Raw genomic sequence first — 19,295 nt, 5'->3', positions numbered from 1 at the left:
GTGATGAATCCCATCTACCATCAGGCCAAGTTCATCAACAGCGCCCCCAAACTGAAGGACGCACCGCCCGACCAAGGCATGGAGATCGCTTTCGCCGGCCGCTCCAACGCCGGCAAATCCAGTGCTATTAATACTCTGGTACAACAAAACGCCCTGGCTCGCGTCAGTAAAACCCCCGGACGCACCCAATTACTGAATTTTTTTGAAATCGACGCAAAACGCAAACTGGTCGACCTACCCGGTTACGGCTACGCCAAAGTCCCTGAAGCCATAAAAAAAGACTGGCGACAGATGATGGAAAGCTATTTGCATGATCGCCAAGCCCTGTGCGGCATCGTCCAGGTCATGGACATCCGCCACCCGCTCACCGATTTCGATTGGCAAATGGTTGAGTGGTGCGAACACCGCAAATTGCCCCTGCACATTTTGTTGACCAAATCCGACAAACTGAAATTCGGTGCCGCGAAGACCACGCTATTGCAGGTGCAGCGGGATTTGAGTCAGGCGGATATTGTGGTGACCTTGCAATTGTTTTCTGCTTTGAACAAAGTCGGGATTGATGATGTGCATCAGGTTTTGGATGAGTGGTTTGGGTTTAGGAAGATGGTGGTTTCGGAGGAGTAGATTTTGCTTTTTCGGCGCGGTGCGGTGTTAGATTTGTGTCGCTGGCGCGACGGCTTGATTTAATGTCGGGTCTCGGCCCGACGGCCGAGATACTTTCTTTTGCTCCGCCAAAAGAAAGTACCCAAAGAAAAGGCGGCCCGGATGCCGCTTATTCCCTGCGCTCCTCGCTTTTGAACGGGGTTGCCGAAAGGGGCTTCCTGCCCCTTCGGCAACGTGCGGCATCCATGCCGCACCCCTCCGGGCTGATCCGTTCAAAAGCTCCGGTGCTCGGCGCGGCATACGGGAGAAAACCAGTCCCAAGCTGTTGGACAACAAAACCGTTCGGTGTTGCCTACAAAACTGGCGTTGGATTCGATGCCTTAATGAATGCCACTAATTTACTAAGTTGTGCGCTAAGGTCTAGCACAGAAAAGTCTGGCTGGAACTTTGAAACAATATATCTCGCTATTTCAACCTTTGGAGCCTGTCCTTCTCGCTCCTTCTTCGATTTTATCTTTAGGACATTCTCATACTCGCCAAAGTTGGACATCGCAGTTGAGTTTGGCTTTACAACGGATAATGCAGCTTGAATTTGTGAGGGCGGCAAATAATTTTCAATTTCGCGCCCCTTTGTAATCCATGCATGACCAGGTCCACTATTAAACTCCTGTTCTAACCGACGTTTTGTTTCGTTTATTCTCGCACCGCGCTTGTCTCTGTCACTGTCGAGAATCATCACGCCGCGCCTATTCAATCTCCGGAGCGAAATAAATTCGTTCACTAAGGTTTCGTCATCATAGTTCGATAAATGAGATGCTAGGCGACCGCCGTAAAACATCACAGAGTAATGAATTCCTTCCACGAAAGTTGGTTCAAGCGAATTTATCCAATAGTTCAGATAGACCCTATCCGATGGCCCTTCGACCCATATAACGCAATTTGCTTGGAGTAAGTCAGAGGGATGAAAACCAAGATCTTCGCAAATAGCAGACTTATGATTGTTAGAAGTCGCCCTTTCGACGATGGAGCAACCGTTCTCAAGCCGAATATGGTAAATCTCGGCGTCTGGGGTATCCATTAGTGCTGCAGAATGCGTGCTGATGATGTATTGGTTACTTGTAAACTCGGACAAATAACGCATCAATTTTCGTTGAAGTATCGGGTTGAGGTGAATTTCCGGTTCTTCAATACAAATAAGGTGGTCCGAAAGCACCGTTGCCGCCGCTGCCAGAATTATCACTTCATGGATGCCCGACCCTAACGAACTAAGCGGTAACGTCTTGCCATCCATGTGGACAAGAATTGTCTCGCGATCATGGGGAACCTCAATGGATGCAGTTGGATTGTCGATTACATTGCCAACGAATTTTGTAATTTCTTTGAACTTGATGCGGTCATGCTGGCTATGTACATCAGGGTTTTGCAGGCGCGCCAATCTTTCAATGATGCCTTTCCCATCGAATCCGTCAGATTCGGAGCCCTTTGCTCCAATTTCCCTAACTGCTGGAATCAAAGCCATTTGAATACTTGGGAAGTCCGGAGTAAGCATGCGAAGTATGTCGGGTTCCCAAGATTGAGTTCGAGCACCTCCTGAAATATTGGTCAGTGCTGACCAAAGGGTGGAGATTTCGTGATCTTTGAGTGACTTAACTGCTTCCTCCCACGAATCAAACTTACCAGCGTAATTGAAGGGTGAAACCAAACTCCAAACCAGTTTAGTATCATCCAGTTTTTTCTTCTCAGCAAAAAGTTTTGAGAGTGCAAATTTAGCGGTTCTGTGGTTAGGCATGTCGTTGAGTCCTTTCAACAGGGGATGATTTTTCCGCAAACTCGCAATCCCGCCTGCGTCTATCTCAAGCACCTCACCGTATCCGACTAGAAGATCTGCGTGCTCTGGAAAGTGGGCGTCCAATGGATTTGTCAGTGTGGACCCTTGGGATATATTTCCATCAGAAACCTAATAACATTTGACTTACCGGCGTTATTTCTACCTATCAGCAGATTAATCTTGCTTAACCTATCGAAGTATTGAGTCTGCTGACCAAAACTCCTATATCCAGCAAGCGCAAAATTTTTCAGTATTAATGTCATATATTTGATTAGGCAGGCATTAAATAGGAGATTCTAGCAATTAGCTGGAGCGAGATGCAGCGGAAACCATGAGGTTGGCCAAACCCGATAAGTTGCAAACATATGTTGGAATTGGTGCAATAGGCTGGCGCTATTGCACCTTTGTTTCTCATTCCTAAACCACTTCCTAATCGCACGAGGGTTTCTCCCGTATGCCGCGCCGAGCACCGGAGCTTTTGAACGGATCAGCCCGTAGGGGGGCCGCATGGATGCATCGCGTTGACGAAGGGGCAGGAAGCCCCTTTCGGCAACCCTGTTCAAAAGCGAGGAGCACAGGGAATAAGCGGCATCCGGGCCGCATGCTGACTCGTGCCATCCAAGCACTCGCACTTCGTGCGCCTGTGGCGTCCAAATCCGCTCCCGGCGGATTTGTCTTTGGGTACCTTCTTTTGGCGGAGCAAAAGAAAGTATCTCGGCTGTCGGGCCGAGACCCGACATTAAATTCAGCCGTCGCAACAGCGAAACACTGTTAAGCCTAGCGAGTCCTGTCCAGCTTGCGATAGCCTATTGCTTCGCTGAGATGAGAGATTTCAATAGTCGGCGAATTTGCCAGATCGGCGATAGTCCGCGCCAGTTTTAAAATCCGGTGGTAAGCCCGGTGTGACAGGCCAAATTTCTCCAGCGCTTGTTCAAGGAGCTGGTGGCCAGCTTCGGACAGGGTGCAGATGGTTTTCACCTCGGCAGCGCTCAATGCGGCATTGGCTTTGCCTTGGCGCTGGTAAGCAATTTCTCGGGCTGCGACGACACGTTGGCGAATGGTCTCACTGGTTTCTTCGCCAGCTGCCGAGCCTTTGCGCAATACATCCAGTGCGACGCGCGGCACTTCCATATGCATGTCGATTCTGTCCAGCAACGGCCCGGAAACTCGGGCGCGATAGCGGGCCACTTGTTCGGAAGTGCAACGGCAGCGGCCGGAAGCATCGCCCAGGTAGCCACATGGGCAAGGGTTCATCGCTGCGATCAATTGAAAGCTGGCGGGAAAATCGGCTTGGCGGTTGGCGCGGGAAATCGTGATATGGCCGGTTTCCAGGGGTTCACGCAGTACTTCTAGGACTTTTCGATCAAACTCCGGCAGTTCGTCTAAAAATAACGCGCCGTTGTGCGACAAGGATATTTCGCCGGGTTTGGGGTTGCTGCCGCCACCAACCAACGCCGCAGCTGAGGCGGTATGATGTGGCGCTCTGTACGGAGGTTGCCGCCAACGGCTGACGTCCAGGCCATGGTCGCTGATCGAGGCCAGTGCGGCAGTTTCTTGCGCTTGCTGTTCGCTGAGTTCCGGCAAAATGGTCGGCAAGCGTGCCGCCAGCATCGACTTGCCGGTGCCGGGCGGGCCCAGCATCAATAAATTGTGTTTCCCGGCGGCGGCAATCTCCATTGCCCGCTTGACGTGAAATTGGCCATGCACATCGGCAAAGTCGACAGTGTAAACCGCTTGTTCGAAGCCTAGCTCGATTGCCGGTGGCGCAATGGCTTGCCGGCCCGCTAGATGGGCGCAGACTTCCAGCAGCGTTCTAGCCGGCAGTAATTGCGCATCCTTGATTAACGAGGCCTCCGCTGCACAACCAGCTGGCAGAATCAGTTGCCTAAAAGCATTGCGACAATGAATCGCCACCGGCAGCGCGCCGGGGATAGGTCGTAACTCGCCTCCTAGCGACAGCTCGCCTATGCATTCGTATTCATGCAATACATCCTTGGGGATTTGCCCGGATGCGGCCAGGATGCCCAAGGCAATCGCCAAGTCGAAACGGCCACCTTCCTTGGGTAAATCGGCGGGTGCCAAGTTGATAGTAATGCGCTGAAACGGAAATTCGAAGTGCGAATTAATGATCGCGCCGCGCACTCTGTCTTTGCTTTCTTTAACCGCTGTCTCGGGCAAGCCGACGATATTTAACGCCGGCAAGCCGCTACTGACATGCACTTCCACCGTCACCTGCGGGGCGTCTATGCCGGAGCGGCCCCGGCTGTAAACGACGGCCAGTGACATGGTGTTTTAGGCTTGCGGTATCCGTTGTTCCAGTTCGGCGACGCGTTTTTCCAGCTCTTCCAAGCGGGCGCGGGTTTTTGCCAATACGGCTTTTTGCACTTCAAATTCTTCGCGGCTGACCAGATCCAATTTGGATAGTCCGCTTTGCAGCAAGGCGTGCACATTTTTTTCGACGTCGTCCTTCAGGTTGGTCAAACCGGGAGGAATGGCTCCGGCGATACGCTCGGCAAGGTTGTCTATGGCTTTGGGATCAAACATGGTGGCTACTCTTGGTCTATGAATGAATTGGGAATGGGTAAATGATCGCGACATATTTTATCAGTATCCTCGCGATCCAAGGGTTGTTCGGTTAAACCGCATTGATAGTGATGCTGTTCCACCGAAAAATAATGACAGGAACGGCATAAACCAAAACTCTTGGAATCATTGACTTTCTGCAGCACGCCCAGCGTGGTTTGCAGTGCTTGGCCTATGGTATCGAACTCCTGACGGCTGACTTTGGATTCGGCCTGCTTGAAAATATCCAGCGGTTTTAACTCGTCGATCAACTGCTTGCCGGCATCTGTCAGGCTTAGATGCACTACTCTGCCGTCTAATAGATCGGTGGTCTTATCCAGATAGCGTTTACGCTCCAAAATCTGGATAGTCTGCGACACCGTACCCTTGGTCAAGCCCAGATATTCGGCCACCGCAGCATGGGTGTTGCTGTATTTATTGCACTTGGCCAGATATTCCAACACCTGACCATGTACCGGTTGCAAACCGATTGCCGCGTATTTTTTGCGCTCTTCCGAGCGGAGTAAGGCGCTAATCCGCTCGATCAACTTAAATGTGTCTAATTCCTGCATTGGCCCGATTCTAACACATGCCGCAGCGCCTGGTCTTACCCGGCGTCCGCGGCGTTGCGCCAGAACTACAAACGATCCATATTGTCGCTCCAATTTAAATTGTCTCTGACGAAATAGCGATATTCCGGAGGCTGTTGATTTTGCAGATTCAACACGTACAGAGTGCGACCAATACCGCGCCGCCGATAACCGCCCTTCTCCTTGTCGACGACTTGATCGCGCCAGGTGCCGAAGTTAACGTAGGTAAGGTTGTTATACGAGCCGTTGGGCGGGAAATCCATGTCGGCTTCCGCTTCCAGCGGAAGATGCGTGTGGCCTTCGCCGTGCAGATGAAAACCTTTAGCCAGAAATGCATCTTGAAAGGTTGGAAACGTTTGCAGGTTCTTAAAGCTGGCGCCGTCTTCTCTGTAAACCGACTCGGGCTGGATTTTTTCCAGCATATCCGCGATTAACAACACGAAACGTACCAAATGCAATTGAATCCGGAACATATTTAAACGGTCGGTTAGCATTAACCACGCCCTAGCCACTTTTAACCCAAACCGGCGCCCGGACGGCGAACTCTCTAGCGTAAAATCTTCTCTCAGCCAGAGCTTCAGGGCTTTATACAACTCTGATTCGATGATGTCGCGTAATTCCTCACTGGACTTATTCCGGGTTTCGTCCAAGATTCTGCTGACCGCTGCTGAGGTAGGCCGATACAAATCCAGTTCCGCCAGAATGCGAGTGATACGACTAAAATCCAACTGCGGATCGTTCTTGCTGCGCCGATAAGCTTCCAGCGCCAGCTGGCAGCGGTAAATGAAGGTCGATAAAGCGCCAGCCGCCACCGTGTCGCCGAAACAGGGTTCGGTAAAGGGCCGATAATTCAATCGCTGCCAAGCGTGGGCGCGCCAGCCATCTTTCGTAGTCCAGCCGGGTTGACCGCCCGCGGCACTAATGCTCAAGCAATTATCGCGGTCGCGCCAGTGGCCATGGGTGATGAAGGTCCGCAACTCCGCATCGCCCCAATAAAACGGTAGCCAGGGTACGCTGTCAGGGGCGACGAAATGCTGCTCGTCGTCGAAATACATCTTACCAATCCAGCTGCGATACGCTGCCGATAGCTGACTAACCGGCTGGCCGACACATTCTTCGTAATACATTTTCAATACGTCTGGATCGGCGAAAATCTCCTTGTCGTGATTACCCAAAAGGGTCAACACCTCGACGCTGACCCCTTGGCCTTGTAACAGTTTTACGGTTTGCCGCAAACGATGAAAAAAGCCGCAAGCACCATCCGGGTCGTTTGGCGCTGGCGCGCGACTATGCAGCTTTACGATATTGGTCATGATCCGGCGCAGGCAGGGTTTAAACTCCGGATGCGTCCGCTGCCAGGGGTAGACGCCGGCCATGGCCCATTCCGCGCTGCGAATCATGTCCACCACGTCGCCATCCAGAATCAAGGTCAATTCGTTGATGTTTTGCTTGCTACAAACCGTGGTGAGTTCATCGAAAAAAATCGGCCACACCGTTTCTTCCGCGCTTTGGCTGCCGACCGTATCGTCGGTGAAATGTAGGTCGCTGATGCAGGCGCACAGGCGGTTTTGGCCGGTGCTTGGCGTTGTCCGGGGTGGTTGCAAGGTGGTTAGCGTCAGTTGTAAATCTTCTTGGGTACTGATCATGGCTGCACTCCTCAATTCCGGTGTTTATTCAGGAATTCCACGAAGCGTGGGAATATGTCTTGAGCGGCATTCTTGCCCATGATCACATCAGCATGCCCGTAATCCGGAATCACTGCGAGCTCGTGGCGGCCGGGGACGATTTGTTCCAGACGTTGATGGCAGACGATATTGGAATTGCGGAACAAGGCATTGTCCTGGCCGGCGACGAACAGACACGGGGTGTCGATCTCGGCGGCATGTTGGAAATAATTGTCCGGCAAGCTCCGGTAACGCGGTTCGTTGGGCTGATATTTCACGGCGGTGTTATTGGCGTTGACCATTTTCAACACATGCCGGTAGTAATTGACGCTACAGCCGCCGAACAAATCGCCGCAACGGCGATGCGTCACATCGTGCAGATTTTCGTGTTTGTACAACACCGGAAACCCCCAGCCCCACATGAAACTGAGCATATGGCATTCCGGCGAATCGCATTCTTTATGAAAAGCCGAAATCGCCGTCGCCAGCAATTTACCCGCCCCCCAACCCGGTTCACGCCGCCAGTAAGGGTTTAGATAATCCACGCCCAAAATATAATCGGCGGCCAACGGTCCCAGATACAGCTTGATCTTGGCCGGCAGCGGCACGCACGGCGTCAACGCCACACCATTGGCGATCAGGCTGCGCACACCGGTCACCGCCTTGCCGAATAAGCCCATGGTAAACGCCAGTGCGCCGAAGCAGTGGCTGATGACATGGATGCGGGCAGACGGCCCGACCGCCGCGCGCACGGTGGCGATGGCCGCCGGCATGTCATAAAGCGCCAGATCGTCGACATTGTAATTGTGGCGATGCAGATTATAGGAATAGCGGTTACTGATGCGACCGTCGAGTGTCCAGACGTCGCTGAAACCGTGGTCCAGCAAATAGCTGGTCAGATTGTAATGCTCCGGCATGATGAACATATCGCTGGCGGCAGTCAGGCCAGGCACCAAGACCACCACATCATCGCTGGTCGCGCGCTTGAAGCGCAATAAACTCAGCCCCAGCCGGTCGGCGGTGGTGAAGGGATGAGTGCTGACCTCCGCATTCTTGACGCCTTCTAAGGTAAACAACGGAATTTCCCGCTCAAAGCTGCCCATCTTCGGTGTCATGGATGGCTTGTAAACCTCCCACAACGCACCTAAAAAGAAACCACCAAAGCGTTCCACCGCGTGCAGTCGGTCTTTTAAGGTGTCACCGCTCGCACGTATCGTTGTTAACTGCTTAGCAAAGTCCATCACCTCAATGTAAAGCAAGCCGGTCGCGTAAACCTTGGCTTTGGCTTCCTTATCCGCTTCCACATGGCCTTTGAATAAGTTAGTGAACAAAGTGGTGGTGTCGGCCCACAAATCCGGACCGACGTTGTTTTGAATCTGCTTGCGGCCGCTCAAGGTCAATGCCTGACCATTGGCATCGGTGAAAAACAGCCGGTAGAGCATTTGTTTGCGGTCGGCATCGGCGCTATCGACGAACAAATTGAACACGCCTTTGTCGACGTTGCGGCGACCGCCGATCAAATCACCTTCCACATAGCCGATGGCCGCCGATTGGTGGGCGTCGGACTCCAAAAACGTATCCAGATCGTCGCTTTGGATGGTCAGATGAAACATGAAGTAATGGTTGTCTTCCTTGCCTTGCATATAGCCGTCTTCGAACGCGGTTTGGCCCAGGCTGAGATAGCCTTTCATTTCTTCGGTGAACTCGAAAGAGGTTTTGTTGGTAGTTGTCATGTCAGTATTCCTGTGAATTGGGGTTTATACGCCCAGGCTGGCATCGGGTTTGATGCCGGTAATGCCTTCGGCAATCCATTCGGCGGTTGCGGAAATGGTCGCGACCGGGTTGGCGCCGACCGCACTCGGCAGGATCGCCCCATCAGCGACATATAAGCCGTGGTAGCCAAAAACTTGACCGCGCTGCTCGGGATGGCCGCTGACCACGCCTTTGTCCGGCGAGTCGGCCAGAATGCAGCCACCCAAGGGGTGCACGGTCACGTTGTGGCGAATCGGTAGCTCCCAGGTCGGCAGCGGGAAAAACCAGTTGGATTTGACAAATTTTTTGAAGCGTTCGCCGGCGGCGAGAATGGCTTGATACAAGCTCATGCTGGTGTCTTGCGGCCAATCCAGATCGATACGGTCGGACTTATTGAGCGTCAGCGTGCCGTCGCCGTTATCCAGGCCCATACACAACATCACCACGGATTTTGAAGATAAATCGTCTTTTAAAATTTCATGCAAGGAAAACCCCAACACGCCGTTCCAGGCGCCGCTACGGAAATAATTTTTCAGCCATGCCAGCAAGGCTTTCAGCGCTCTGACCAATTTGCGCAGCGTGCTGGTCGGAAACAAACCTTCAATGTACCAAGCCAGCCAGGCCGGATAAGAAGCGTCTTCCAAGACAAACGCCTGATTGCGATTGAAGCGGTCGAATAAGTTGTAGTCGGTGTATTGGGTGATCACCGGCCCGTAGTTAGGGTCGGCGTCTTTTTTGCCTTCGATGGCAAACGATAAAAAGTCGCCGTTGCCGGAGAACCAGCGGCCCAATTGTTCGCTCAGTTTGGGCAGGCTGCGATGCACGTCACGACAGCGCAGCAATAGTTCGTTGCTGCCGAAGGTGCCAGCCGAAACCACCACGCGGCGGGTTTTCAGGCTTTGCGACTGTCCCGAGGCAAAATTCTGAAATTCCACCCGATAGCCAAATTCGCCGCTGGCCGAGGCGTCGTCATCGCCTTGCTGATTGAGGGGAATAATTTTTTCGGCTTGGCAGTCGGTAAACACTTGGCCACCGTGGGTTTGCTGGCCGGCATGAATGTAGTTCAGATCAAGCGTATTTTTCGAGTGGGTGTTACAGCCGATATCGCATTCGCCGCAATAGGTGCAGGACGTTTGCGTGGCACCGTAGCGGTTTTTTTCCTGTAAACCGATCGCCAGTGGCGCCTCCGAGCCTTTGTAGTTGTAATCGTTGCCAAAGAAAACACAAATGTCGGCTAGGGTACTGGTGCGGTTTTCCTGAGCGGCAAACTCTTGAAAAAGTTCGGTACGGACGATTTTTCGGCGGTTGTCGGTTTGCCAGGAGGGTACCGGGCGGGCGCCCAAGACTTGTTTGGTAACTTGGTAATAGGGGGCAAGAGTGGTTTTATCCAAACCAGTCGGCCAGCCTTGCTCGAATACCTGCTCGGGCGGTTCCAGAAAGACGTTGGCGTAAATCAGTGAACCACCGCCCAGGCCCGCCGAAATGACCGCATCCATCTTCTTGTAATTGCGGACGTCGAACAGGCCGCGCAGGTTTTTGTTTTGAATGTGGCGTGGCCGGTCCACTGCCTCGCCTTCCACACTCCAGAAACTGTCGGCAATTTGTTTGGGTGAGCGGGCGAAAGAGCCCATCGGATAATGCCTACCGCGTTCTAGTAACAGCACCTTGGAGCCCCACTTTTGCGCCAGTCGGCAAAAGCTGATGGAGCCACCGAAGCCGCTACCGATGACTATCGCTTCGTAGTCGAAGATCTGATTAGCCATTTACACCTCCTCAAGAAAGATTTTTTATTATTTTTGGATCATTGCTCTGCTATCGGATGTTAAAGAAAAACGCTGTCGCCAAGCTATGCTTATCGCTAAAACCCTGTACAGAACAATGTCTTACAGCACTATGCGTCGACGCTGCTTGGGCAGTATAGCCTAGTTTTCGCCGTGATTCGATTTATGCGCGACGCCTTTCTGGCGGAGCCGAACAAGGCGTTAAACATTCCGTATTTCAGGGGTAGGCAGGCTATACTGAAGGTCATTTTTAGCGAAAGGTGAGGAGCTGTTATGAAGAAAATATCCGTCAAAAATCCGGTGGTGGAGATCGACGGCGATGAAATGACCCGCATCATCTGGCATTTCATTAAAGACAAGTTGATTCTGCCTTACCTGGATCTGCAAATCGATTATTACGACTTAGGCATAGAGCAGCGCGATGCCACCGACGACCAAGTCACCATTGATGCCGCCCACGCTATCCAAAAGCACGGCGTCGGTATCAAATGCGCCACCATCACCCCTGACGAAGCGCGGGTGGAAGAGTTTGGCTTAAAAAAAATGTATAAATCGCCGAATGGCACGATACGTAACATTTTGGATGGCACGGTGTTCCGCGAGCCCATCATCTGCAGCAACGTACCGCGCCTGGTACCGAATTGGACCCAGCCTATCTGTATTGGCCGGCACGCGTTTGGTGATCAATACCGCGCCACCGATTTCGTTACCAAAGGTAAAGGCAAATTAAAAATCAGCTTTACCCCGGACGACGGCAGTGCCGAACAGTCTTTTGAGGTGTATCACTTCGAAGGCGATGGCGTGGCATTGGCCATGTACAACACCGACGAATCCATCGCCGGTTTTGCGCGGAGTTGTTTCAATGTGGCTCTGGATAGAGGCTGGCCGCTGTATTTGTCTACCAAAAACACCATCTTGAAAAAATACGACGGTCGCTTCAAAGACATCTTCGAAGAGATTTACCAGGCCGAATACAAAGATTTATACGAAGCCAAAGGCATCGTCTACGAACATAAACTGATCGACGACATGGTGGCGTCTGCCTTGAAATGGAACGGCGCATTTGTCTGGGCCTGCAAAAACTACGACGGCGACGTGCAATCCGACACCGTGGCGCAAGGCTTCGGTTCGCTGGGTTTGATGACATCTACCTTGGTGACGCCGGACGGCAAAACCATGGAAGCCGAAGCCGCGCACGGCACGGTCACTCGGCATTACCGCATGCACCAGCAGGGCAAAAAAACTTCTACCAATCCGATTGCCTCGATCTTTGCCTGGACGCGCGGCTTGGCGTTTCGCGGCAAATTGGACGGCAACGCCGAGCTAATTAACTTTTGCGAAACCCTGGAAAAAGTCTGCGTCGATACCGTCGAAGCCGGACAAATGACCAAGGATTTAGCCTTGTGCATCTACGGCGATGATTTAAACGACACGCATTATTTGACGACCGAAGATTTTCTGGAGGCCCTGCGCGTCAATCTGGAGCGAAGCCTTTCCGCGTGATGCGGTTTTTGCAATTCGCTGGGATTTACTCGTATTCCCGGCGAACTTTTAAGTTGCACACTTGCTCACAGAACACTGCTAAATCATTGCTACAATCCAGGCTAAGTTAATCACTCAGCCCATAGGTATACAAATCATGCGCTTATTATTGGTAGAAGACGATGCCATCCTCGGTGATGGTTTGAAAGCCGGCTTAACGCTGGAAGGTTATGCGGTGGATTGGTTAATCGACGGCGCGCAGGCCGACGAAGCCCTGAAACTGAACCATTATGATCTGGTTGTGTTGGACCTGAACTTGCCTCGCATGGACGGTATGAGTGTGTTGAAAAACCTGCGCCGCCGTAAGGACAGTACCCCGGTTTTGGTATTGACCGCTCGCGAAGGCGTCGCCGAACGGGTGGCCGGGCTGGACAATGGCGCCGACGACTTTGTCACCAAGCCTTTCGATCTGGCGGAAATTTGCGCACGCTTGCGTGCATTGGCCCGCCGCCATGATGGCCATAGTTTGCCCTTGCTGGAACATAAAGGCGTCACCATCGATCCCGCCGCGCACCAGGTTTATTTCAATGGCAAACCGGTTGACCTAGCGCAAAAGGAATTTGAAGTACTTAGCTATCTAATGGGTCATATCGGCCAGGTTATTTCCCGTGCCCGATTGGAAGAGTCCTTATATGCCTGGGGCTCTGAAGTGGAAAGCAATGCCGTGGAAGTACATATCCATCATCTGCGGAAAAAACTGGATACCAATCTGATTCGCACCATTCGCGGGGTCGGCTACATCATCGACGAGAATTAATGGCTAAGCGCTTTCGCCTGGCGCCGCAGTCGCTGAAAAAACAGTTGCTGCTGTCGCTGCTAACCTCGCTATTGCTGGTTTGGGGCGTTACCGCCTACATCAGTTACAAACAAACCCGAGACGAAGTCACCGAACTCTTTAACGCCGAATTAGCCCAGTCGGCACGCGTGGTACACGCCTTTGTCGAGAACATGGTCCGGCAACGAGCCCTGACAAAACTCTGGGAGCGCGACAAAACCCCAGAGCTGTTCGACACACCCATCCTCGGTCACAAGTACGAACGCAAGATTGCCTTTCAGTTGCGTTCAGTGAAAGAGGGTCTGGTGTTACGCTCGGAAAGCGCACCGGAATTTGCACTGTCCTTGACTCGTAACGGCTACAGCGAAACCATGCTGGATGGTCAGCTGTGGCATGTGTTCAGTTTGAGTACCGAAAATGGCAATTATGTGATTCACGTCGGTCAGCGCGACGATATCCGCCGGGAATTGGTGGAAGGTATCGCCGGCCAGCAAGTGATCGGTTTTTTGATCGCATTGCCGATATTGGGCATGATGATTTGGTGGATTGTCAGTCGCACCTTGTCGCCGGTCAATCAGGTCAAGGAACAACTGGCCAGCCGTGCCGCCGGCTATCTGCAACCACTGTCGGTTGATAACTTGCCGGACGAAGTATTGCCGGTAGTCACGCAAATCAACAGCTTGTTTGCGATGTTGGAACAGGCTTTTGCTAACGAGCGCAACTTTACCTCCGATGCCTCCCACGAACTGCGCACGCCGTTAGCTGGTCTGTTGACCCAGATTCAGGTGGCGCAAAAAACCACCGATACGCAGATGCGCGACCAGGCCCTGCAAAAAGCCCAGCAAGCAGTGTCGCGGATGACGCATACGGTGCAGCAATTGCTGACCCTGTCGCGAGTACAGCATCAACAGGCCGGGATTGCCAAGCAGTCTGTTGATGTTAACGAAGCCTTGATCGAAGTGATTTCCGACCTGGACCACGCAGCCCGCGACAAACGTATCGATATCGAACTGCAAGGCGAACCGGGTCTGTTGATCTACGCCAATCCGCAGTTATTTCAAGTGTTGATACGCAATTTGATCGATAACGCCATCAAATATTCGCCGATTGAAGGACACATCAAAGTAGCTTGTCACCGCGAAAACAACCGGTTGCGGTTGACGGTAGACGACAGCGGCCCCGGTGTTGCCGACGACGATTACCAGCGCATCACCCAGCGCTTTTACCGTTGCGTGGAAACCGCCAATAGCGTTGAAGGCAGCGGCTTGGGTTTGTCCATCGTGCAGCGTATTGTGGCTTTACATGCGGCGGATATTGATTTTGCCAAGTCGGGGCTGGGCGGTTTGCAAGCGCGGTTACAAATGGATTTGGCGGGTTCTGCATCTGTGAAGTAGGGTCGAATTTATTCGACCTATCCACTGGTTCCCAAGCTCTGACTTGGGAACCCAACGCTTGTAAGCTCTTGATTCCTGTGGATTTGGTAAGCCGTAGCTTGGAATCTAGGCGAAAAGTACGGCTATACTGTCTAGGCGTTTTGGACTTTTTCAGCCAACGGCCAGCATTGTGTTTATCCATCACCTCTCCCCGTATCTTAATCATGCTTAATCGAATCATCGTAAACTGGGTTTACGGAGGCTTCATGGCCGGGCTGCTTTTACTGTTGCTTATGCCCTTGCTGACAGCATCATGGTCAACAGCGTTAACGGCGACGTTTGTTTTGTTGCCGGTTTATATGCTGCATCAATACGAAGAGCACGACCATGATCGTTTCCGCCTGTTCTTCAATGCAACGATTGGCAAAGGCAAGGATGTACTCTCGCCAACTGCGGTATTCATCACCAATGTTCCCGGCGTGTGGGGCGTCATCACCTTGTCGTTGTATTTGGCGGCGGCAGGCAATGTCGGCTGGGCGCTAATCGCGGTGTATCTGGTGCTAATTAATGCCTTAGTCCACGTTATCCATGCCTTCGTCTTCCGCGGCTACAATCCCGGCCTTGGCACTGCGTTGGCGCTGTTCATACCCTTAGGCGCCTATGCCTTGGGGCAGGTGCAAATCGCCGGCGGAGGAGCGCCAATGTTCCATGCGATAGGCCTAGTAGCGGCCATTGCTATCCACGCGGCTATTTTGCTGCATGTTCGGCGCCAGCTGTAATCCAAACGAAGATACGGAATTTAGGGAAAACGAAATAGTATCGATATTCCACTATTGCACCAATCCTGGCGGGTCTCGGGTTTAACCGGCAAACATGCCACGCATGTTAAACCGCAATCCCCAGTTCTGCTTTGTGTGGCAATATGGTCTAATCATCGCCCCGTTTTATTTTTAAGTGATCGATCTCATGCCTAATTTCAAGGCTCGCATTTTTGGCGGCTGTTTAGTCGTTGCTTTGGCTTTGTTCGGTTGTAGCGAGCAAGCTTTCGAGCCGTTTTCCACGCCAGCCTTGCGCGCTAATGTCCTCAGTCCTATCGGTGCTCAAGCTCTTTCCCTACCGAATCTGGTCAGTTTCGATCTCTATGTCGACCGGCAGACCGTGCATGCAGCCTTCGTCGCAACGCCAACCGGCAGTAAACAACCTTATATAGGCTATATGCATTCCGAAGATGGCGGTTTGCACTGGTCGCTGCCCAGCGCTTTAAGCCAGCAATTTACTCAAGCTGTCGAGGCGAAAATCGGCAACGATATACAAATTGCCGCAGCCGGCGACAAATTGCTGGTGGTCTGGCAAACTACCGGCGAATTACCGGGGATGGGGCCGCTGTTGACGGTTTATTCCAATGACGCCGGCAAAACCTGGCAGCAAGGCGCCAAACCGACCGGCAGTGATGCCGATCAATCACATCATGAATTATTGGCTGACAGCGAAGGCCGCTTTCATGCGGTGTGGCTGGATGACAGAGACGAAAATGGTTACCAGGGCGTGCGCTATGCGCGAAGCAGCGATGTCGGCAAAAGCTGGGAGCTGGCGCAAACTATCGATGACTCCAGTTGCTCGTGCTGCTGGAACCGCTTGGCTTTCGGTGCCGATGGTAAATTGAATGTGTTGTATCGGGATATGAAACCGCGCGACATGGCGCTGGCGCAAACTGCCGATGGCGGCGCCAGTTGGCAACGCCTGAGTACGGTTGGCGAGTTTAATTGGATTTTCGACGGTTGCCCGCATAACGGTGGCGGTTTGACTGTCGCTGGCGATGGTTCCTTGCATAGTCTGGTGTGGACCGGCGCAGAAAATCAGGTCGGGCTGTATCATATGCAATCCACCGACAGCGGCAAAGGCTGGACGCCGCCGCAGCGCCTGGGCGAAGCCGGAGCGTTTCACTCGGACATCGCTTTCGGTGCCGAGCGCTTAGTCGCGGTTTGGGATGCGCTGGGGCCGGAAGGTTCTAAAGTGTTTGTGGCCGAATCCGCCGATAATGGCGGGCATTGGTCGAAGGGAAAACAGTTATCCTCGGCTAGCGGTTCGGCGACCTTCCCGCGCATCGTCGCCACGCCCACTGGCTTGCTGGCGATGTGGTTAGAGCAAACGGCGACCGGCAAGCAATGGTCGGCGGCGGTTTTACAATAGCTTTGGATATATTGTAAGGGCGAATTTATTCGCCCTTTCGGTTAAAAGCAAAGGTCGAATGAATTCGACCCTACATTTGGATTAGGCGGATAGTTGCCAATGATTTTAATACTTTAAGAGGTGCTCATGCCCAAGTTAGACATAACAAAAATAATAAAACCCAGCTTGTTGGCGATTGCGTTATTCAGCCCGGTGTCGGCATTTGCGCACGCTATTCTGGTGAAATCGCAACCGGCCAAGGACGAGATAGTCACCGAATCGCCCAAGCAAATCGATCTGTGGTTTAACGACGCGGTGCGCAGCGAATACAAAGCCCTGGCTGTCATCGACAGCACCGGTAAACGCGTGGATAACCACGACGTCGCGCAAAGCCTGACCAACGGCGCCAACATTTACGCCACGGTGCCAACCCTGGCGCCCGGCACCTACACTATCCGCTACCGGGTGGTATCAGAGGATACGCATATCGTCACCGGTAAATTCGAATTTACCGTCAAACCCTAGTCAGCATTCTTCCATCGGCTTAAATCTATGACTATTCAGCGACTTCCCGCTCTTTTTATAGCTGGGCTTCTGGCCTGCGTCGTTTTACTGAGCGGCTGCGACAAGCTCGGCTTCGGTACCAAACAATCCAATGCGCTGGGCAACCGCCCGGATTTGGATTGCATTATTGCCAACGATTTTTACGCCGTGCATTTCAGTGCCTACTTGCAGCCGGATAAGAACGATAAAAATCCCGATCCTAAAGCCGCTTTTGTGCCGTTTTGTCAGAAAATCCCCAGAGCAGGCAAGATGTTTTTTACGGCCGATTTGATCGACCGCGACATTCGCGCCACGCCGATTGGCATTAAGTTGGTGGAAGTGGAAAAAACCGGCCAAAAAGCCCCGGATGATGTGCGCGAGATTCGCACCGTCACCGAAATCCCTTCCAAGCTTTATCCAAAAGGCGCGGTAGAAGCCCAAGCCGATGTGGATAAAAACGGCAATTACGTACTGTATCTATTGATCGGCGAAGCGATGGAAGACGACGATAAATTCCGCATCGCGCTGGAAGTGGGCGTCGATCCCACCAGCGCCGATTTGCCGCTGCTGGCAATTGGCGGTGTCGTGGCCCTGGTGTTGCTGGTGCTGGGGTTTTTGGTCTATCTGCACAAACGTAAAAAAGCCGCGCAAACCAATGGTAACGGGGAACAGCCCTAATGATGATCGGATGGAAAATGCATGGGCTGTTGGGCTTGTGGAATTATCTGCTGCTGGGCGGCTTGCTGTTGCAGTCAGGCTGGGCCGTGGCACACGCCCCAGGTCTTAGCTCGATAGATGTGGCCGTCAAATCCGACCAAGTAGTGACTAAACTGACCTTTGCCCTGCAAGACATCGAAGCGTTTGCGCCGATGGACAGCGATCTGGACGCCGAAGTCAGTGCGGCCGAGCGCGAAGCCGCCAAACCGGACATCGCCAAAATGTTGGCTGAGCAGTTGCGGGTCAATATCGACGGTGTTGATGTGCAAGCCGTTGGGCCCGGAACAGTCACCTACGATGAGCAGAACAATGCCCATGTCGAGTTCAACTTCCAGAACGTCCCGCATAAACAGTTGTTATTGCAATCCAAATTGCTGGCCTGGTTGCAGGATGGGCATCAGCAGTATGTCACGGTGCGCGATGCCGCCGGCAAACCGCTGAGCGAGAAAATGCTCAGCAGGGCCGACGACCAGTTGCAACTGGCATTGTCTCCGGCTGATCAATCCGTGGCGCAAAACGATTCCCGATTTTCCGCGTTTGCGGATTTTTTGAAGCTGGGTATCGAGCACATTCTCACCGGGTACGATCACCTGTTGTTCTTGTTTGCCTTGCTGGCGGTTACCCACAGTTTCTGGCCGGCGATCAAGATCGTTACCTTCTTTACCATCGCCCACTCCATTACCTTGGCCTTCGCCGGGCTTAACATCATCGAATTGCCCAGCAGTTTCGTCGAGCCGGTGATTGCGCTAACCATTATTTACGTGGCGGTGGAGAACATCATTCGCGGCGATCATCCGAAAGGCCGGCAGTGGCTGACCTTCGGCTTTGGCTTGATTCACGGTTTCGGCTTTGCCAGCGTCCTGCGGGAAATGAACATTTCCAGCGGCGACACCGGTATTTTGTTGCCATTGCTGTCGTTTAACTTAGGCATAGAAACCGGCCAGATTGCGGTCGCGTCGGTGGTGTTGCCGATAATCTGGTGGCTGAACAACAAACCCGCTTTTGCCGAGAAATTCCTGAAAGGCTGCTCGGCGATGGTAGCGTTGATGGGAGCTTATTGGTTGTTGGAGCGGACGGTTTTGTAGATCGTAGCCGGCATAATTGGAAGGTTTGGGGCTAGGTTAACGGCGCAATGTCATCGGTTTGCGGGTATTTGGTGGAATCGTAGTTTGGGGTGAGGCACGAACCCCAACACGACAACCGTTAAACAACCGGCAAACCATAAAAGAAAGATAACCCCGCCAATAAAGCAGTCAGTGATGGGCAAGAGCGAACCGGTCGGCCATGTTGGGGTTCGTTGCCTCACCCCAACCTTGTATCTTAACTCCCGCCATGGTTAGCTACTGTGGCGCTGAGACAGGAGCAGCTTGCCCTCACCCTTGTATGATGAATTTTA

General features: G+C 52.6%; 16 protein-coding genes. 9 read left to right on the top strand and 7 right to left on the bottom strand.

Annotated features, from left to right (window positions below; genetic code table 11):
• The first annotated feature begins 3 nt into the window (after nucleotides 1-3).
• A complete protein-coding gene (gene yihA / locus A1332_RS14175; RefSeq protein WP_064009138.1) occupies nucleotides 4-624 on the top strand; it encodes a ribosome biogenesis GTP-binding protein YihA/YsxC in 621 nt (206 codons plus the stop codon).
• Between the two features lie 331 nt (nucleotides 625-955).
• On the opposite strand, the gene A1332_RS14170 is transcribed toward yihA, so the two are convergent.
• The 7 genes from A1332_RS14170 to A1332_RS14140 all read right to left on the bottom strand — a co-directional run bounded on the left by A1332_RS14170 (nucleotide 956) and on the right by A1332_RS14140 (nucleotide 10,762).
• Nucleotides 956-2,464: an ATP-dependent nuclease gene (locus A1332_RS14170; RefSeq protein WP_157204017.1), complete on the bottom strand. Its 1,509-nt coding sequence runs from the start codon at nucleotides 2,462-2,464 to the stop codon at nucleotides 956-958.
• 744 nt (nucleotides 2,465-3,208) lie between these two features.
• Nucleotides 3,209-4,717, bottom strand: a complete 1,509-nt coding sequence (locus tag A1332_RS14165) for a YifB family Mg chelatase-like AAA ATPase (protein ID WP_064009136.1) — start codon at nucleotides 4,715-4,717, stop codon at nucleotides 3,209-3,211.
• A 6-nt stretch (nucleotides 4,718-4,723) separates the two neighbouring features.
• The gene (ubiK, locus tag A1332_RS14160; RefSeq protein WP_033158177.1) at nucleotides 4,724-4,975 is read right to left on the bottom strand and encodes a ubiquinone biosynthesis accessory factor UbiK; all 252 of its coding nucleotides are present in this window, start codon (nucleotides 4,973-4,975) and stop codon (nucleotides 4,724-4,726) included.
• Between the two features lie 5 nt (nucleotides 4,976-4,980).
• Nucleotides 4,981-5,565, bottom strand: coding sequence for a MarR family winged helix-turn-helix transcriptional regulator (locus A1332_RS14155; RefSeq protein WP_064009135.1), 585 nt, complete (start codon nucleotides 5,563-5,565; stop codon nucleotides 4,981-4,983).
• 65 nt (nucleotides 5,566-5,630) lie between these two features.
• Nucleotides 5,631-7,229, bottom strand: a complete 1,599-nt coding sequence (locus A1332_RS14150) for a hypothetical protein (protein ID WP_064009134.1) — start codon at nucleotides 7,227-7,229, stop codon at nucleotides 5,631-5,633.
• A gap of 11 nt (nucleotides 7,230-7,240) precedes the next feature.
• On the bottom strand, nucleotides 7,241-8,980 hold the full coding sequence (locus A1332_RS14145) for an alpha/beta fold hydrolase (protein ID WP_064009133.1): 1,740 nt from the start codon (nucleotides 8,978-8,980) through the stop codon (nucleotides 7,241-7,243).
• 24 nt (nucleotides 8,981-9,004) lie between these two features.
• Entirely contained in the window at nucleotides 9,005-10,762 is a 1,758-nt protein-coding gene (locus tag A1332_RS14140; protein ID WP_064009132.1) for a GMC oxidoreductase, read from the bottom strand.
• 291 nt (nucleotides 10,763-11,053) lie between these two features.
• Here A1332_RS14140 and A1332_RS14135 point away from each other — a divergent pair, with 291 nt between their 5' ends.
• From A1332_RS14135 to A1332_RS14100, 8 genes are all read left to right on the top strand, one after another.
• Nucleotides 11,054-12,283, top strand: a complete 1,230-nt coding sequence (locus tag A1332_RS14135) for an NADP-dependent isocitrate dehydrogenase (protein ID WP_064009131.1) — start codon at nucleotides 11,054-11,056, stop codon at nucleotides 12,281-12,283.
• Between the two features lie 136 nt (nucleotides 12,284-12,419).
• Complete coding sequence (locus tag A1332_RS14130; RefSeq protein WP_064009130.1) at nucleotides 12,420-13,079, top strand: response regulator; 660 nt, start codon at nucleotides 12,420-12,422, stop codon at nucleotides 13,077-13,079.
• A complete protein-coding gene (locus A1332_RS14125) occupies nucleotides 13,079-14,491 on the top strand; it encodes an ATP-binding protein (RefSeq protein WP_064009129.1) in 1,413 nt (470 codons plus the stop codon). The genes A1332_RS14130 and A1332_RS14125 overlap by 1 nt, the downstream gene beginning before the upstream one ends.
• A 245-nt stretch (nucleotides 14,492-14,736) precedes the next feature.
• The gene (locus A1332_RS14120) at nucleotides 14,737-15,249 is read left to right on the top strand and encodes an HXXEE domain-containing protein (RefSeq protein WP_197491467.1); all 513 of its coding nucleotides are present in this window, start codon (nucleotides 14,737-14,739) and stop codon (nucleotides 15,247-15,249) included.
• 187 nt (nucleotides 15,250-15,436) lie between these two features.
• On the top strand, nucleotides 15,437-16,660 hold the full coding sequence (locus tag A1332_RS14115) for a sialidase family protein (RefSeq protein ID WP_064009301.1): 1,224 nt from the start codon (nucleotides 15,437-15,439) through the stop codon (nucleotides 16,658-16,660).
• Between the two features lie 126 nt (nucleotides 16,661-16,786).
• A complete protein-coding gene (locus tag A1332_RS14110) occupies nucleotides 16,787-17,164 on the top strand; it encodes a copper resistance CopC family protein (protein ID WP_064009127.1) in 378 nt (125 codons plus the stop codon).
• A 27-nt stretch (nucleotides 17,165-17,191) separates the two neighbouring features.
• Nucleotides 17,192-17,860, top strand: a complete 669-nt coding sequence (locus A1332_RS14105) for a hypothetical protein (RefSeq protein ID WP_064009126.1) — start codon at nucleotides 17,192-17,194, stop codon at nucleotides 17,858-17,860.
• Nucleotides 17,860-18,984 (top strand): HupE/UreJ family protein, encoded by a 1,125-nt coding sequence (locus A1332_RS14100; RefSeq protein ID WP_064009125.1) that lies wholly within the window; start codon nucleotides 17,860-17,862, stop codon nucleotides 18,982-18,984. Before A1332_RS14105 ends, A1332_RS14100 begins: the two co-directional genes overlap by 1 nt.
• Nucleotides 18,985-19,295 lie beyond the last annotated feature (311 nt).

It is taken from the genome of Methylomonas methanica, assembly GCF_001644035.1.
In the GTDB taxonomy this organism is placed as follows: domain Bacteria; phylum Pseudomonadota; class Gammaproteobacteria; order Methylococcales; family Methylomonadaceae; genus Methylomonas; species Methylomonas methanica_A.
This window is presented reverse-complemented; position numbering and strand designations above follow the sequence as displayed.

Bases quoted from the DNA above. Each gene is read 5' to 3' on its own strand.
- yihA (WP_064009138.1), top strand. From the start codon at position 4: ATGAATCCCATCTACCATCAGGCCAAGTTCATCAACAGCGCCCCCAAA.
- A1332_RS14165 (WP_064009136.1), bottom strand. From the start codon at position 4,717: ATGTCACTGGCCGTCGTTTACAGCCGGGGCCGCTCCGGCATAGACGCC.
- ubiK (WP_033158177.1), bottom strand. From the start codon at position 4,975: ATGTTTGATCCCAAAGCCATAGACAACCTTGCCGAGCGTATCGCCGGA.
- A1332_RS14155 (WP_064009135.1), bottom strand. From the start codon at position 5,565: ATGCAGGAATTAGACACATTTAAGTTGATCGAGCGGATTAGCGCCTTA.
- A1332_RS14150 (WP_064009134.1), bottom strand. From the start codon at position 7,229: ATGATCAGTACCCAAGAAGATTTACAACTGACGCTAACCACCTTGCAA.
- A1332_RS14145 (WP_064009133.1), bottom strand. From the start codon at position 8,980: ATGACAACTACCAACAAAACCTCTTTCGAGTTCACCGAAGAAATGAAA.
- A1332_RS14140 (WP_064009132.1), bottom strand. From the start codon at position 10,762: ATGGCTAATCAGATCTTCGACTACGAAGCGATAGTCATCGGTAGCGGC.
- A1332_RS14135 (WP_064009131.1), top strand. From the start codon at position 11,054: ATGAAGAAAATATCCGTCAAAAATCCGGTGGTGGAGATCGACGGCGAT.
- A1332_RS14130 (WP_064009130.1), top strand. From the start codon at position 12,420: ATGCGCTTATTATTGGTAGAAGACGATGCCATCCTCGGTGATGGTTTG.
- A1332_RS14125 (WP_064009129.1), top strand. From the start codon at position 13,079: ATGGCTAAGCGCTTTCGCCTGGCGCCGCAGTCGCTGAAAAAACAGTTG.
- A1332_RS14120 (WP_197491467.1), top strand. From the start codon at position 14,737: ATGGCCGGGCTGCTTTTACTGTTGCTTATGCCCTTGCTGACAGCATCA.
- A1332_RS14115 (WP_064009301.1), top strand. From the start codon at position 15,437: ATGCCTAATTTCAAGGCTCGCATTTTTGGCGGCTGTTTAGTCGTTGCT.
- A1332_RS14110 (WP_064009127.1), top strand. From the start codon at position 16,787: ATGCCCAAGTTAGACATAACAAAAATAATAAAACCCAGCTTGTTGGCG.
- A1332_RS14105 (WP_064009126.1), top strand. From the start codon at position 17,192: ATGACTATTCAGCGACTTCCCGCTCTTTTTATAGCTGGGCTTCTGGCC.
- A1332_RS14100 (WP_064009125.1), top strand. From the start codon at position 17,860: ATGATGATCGGATGGAAAATGCATGGGCTGTTGGGCTTGTGGAATTAT.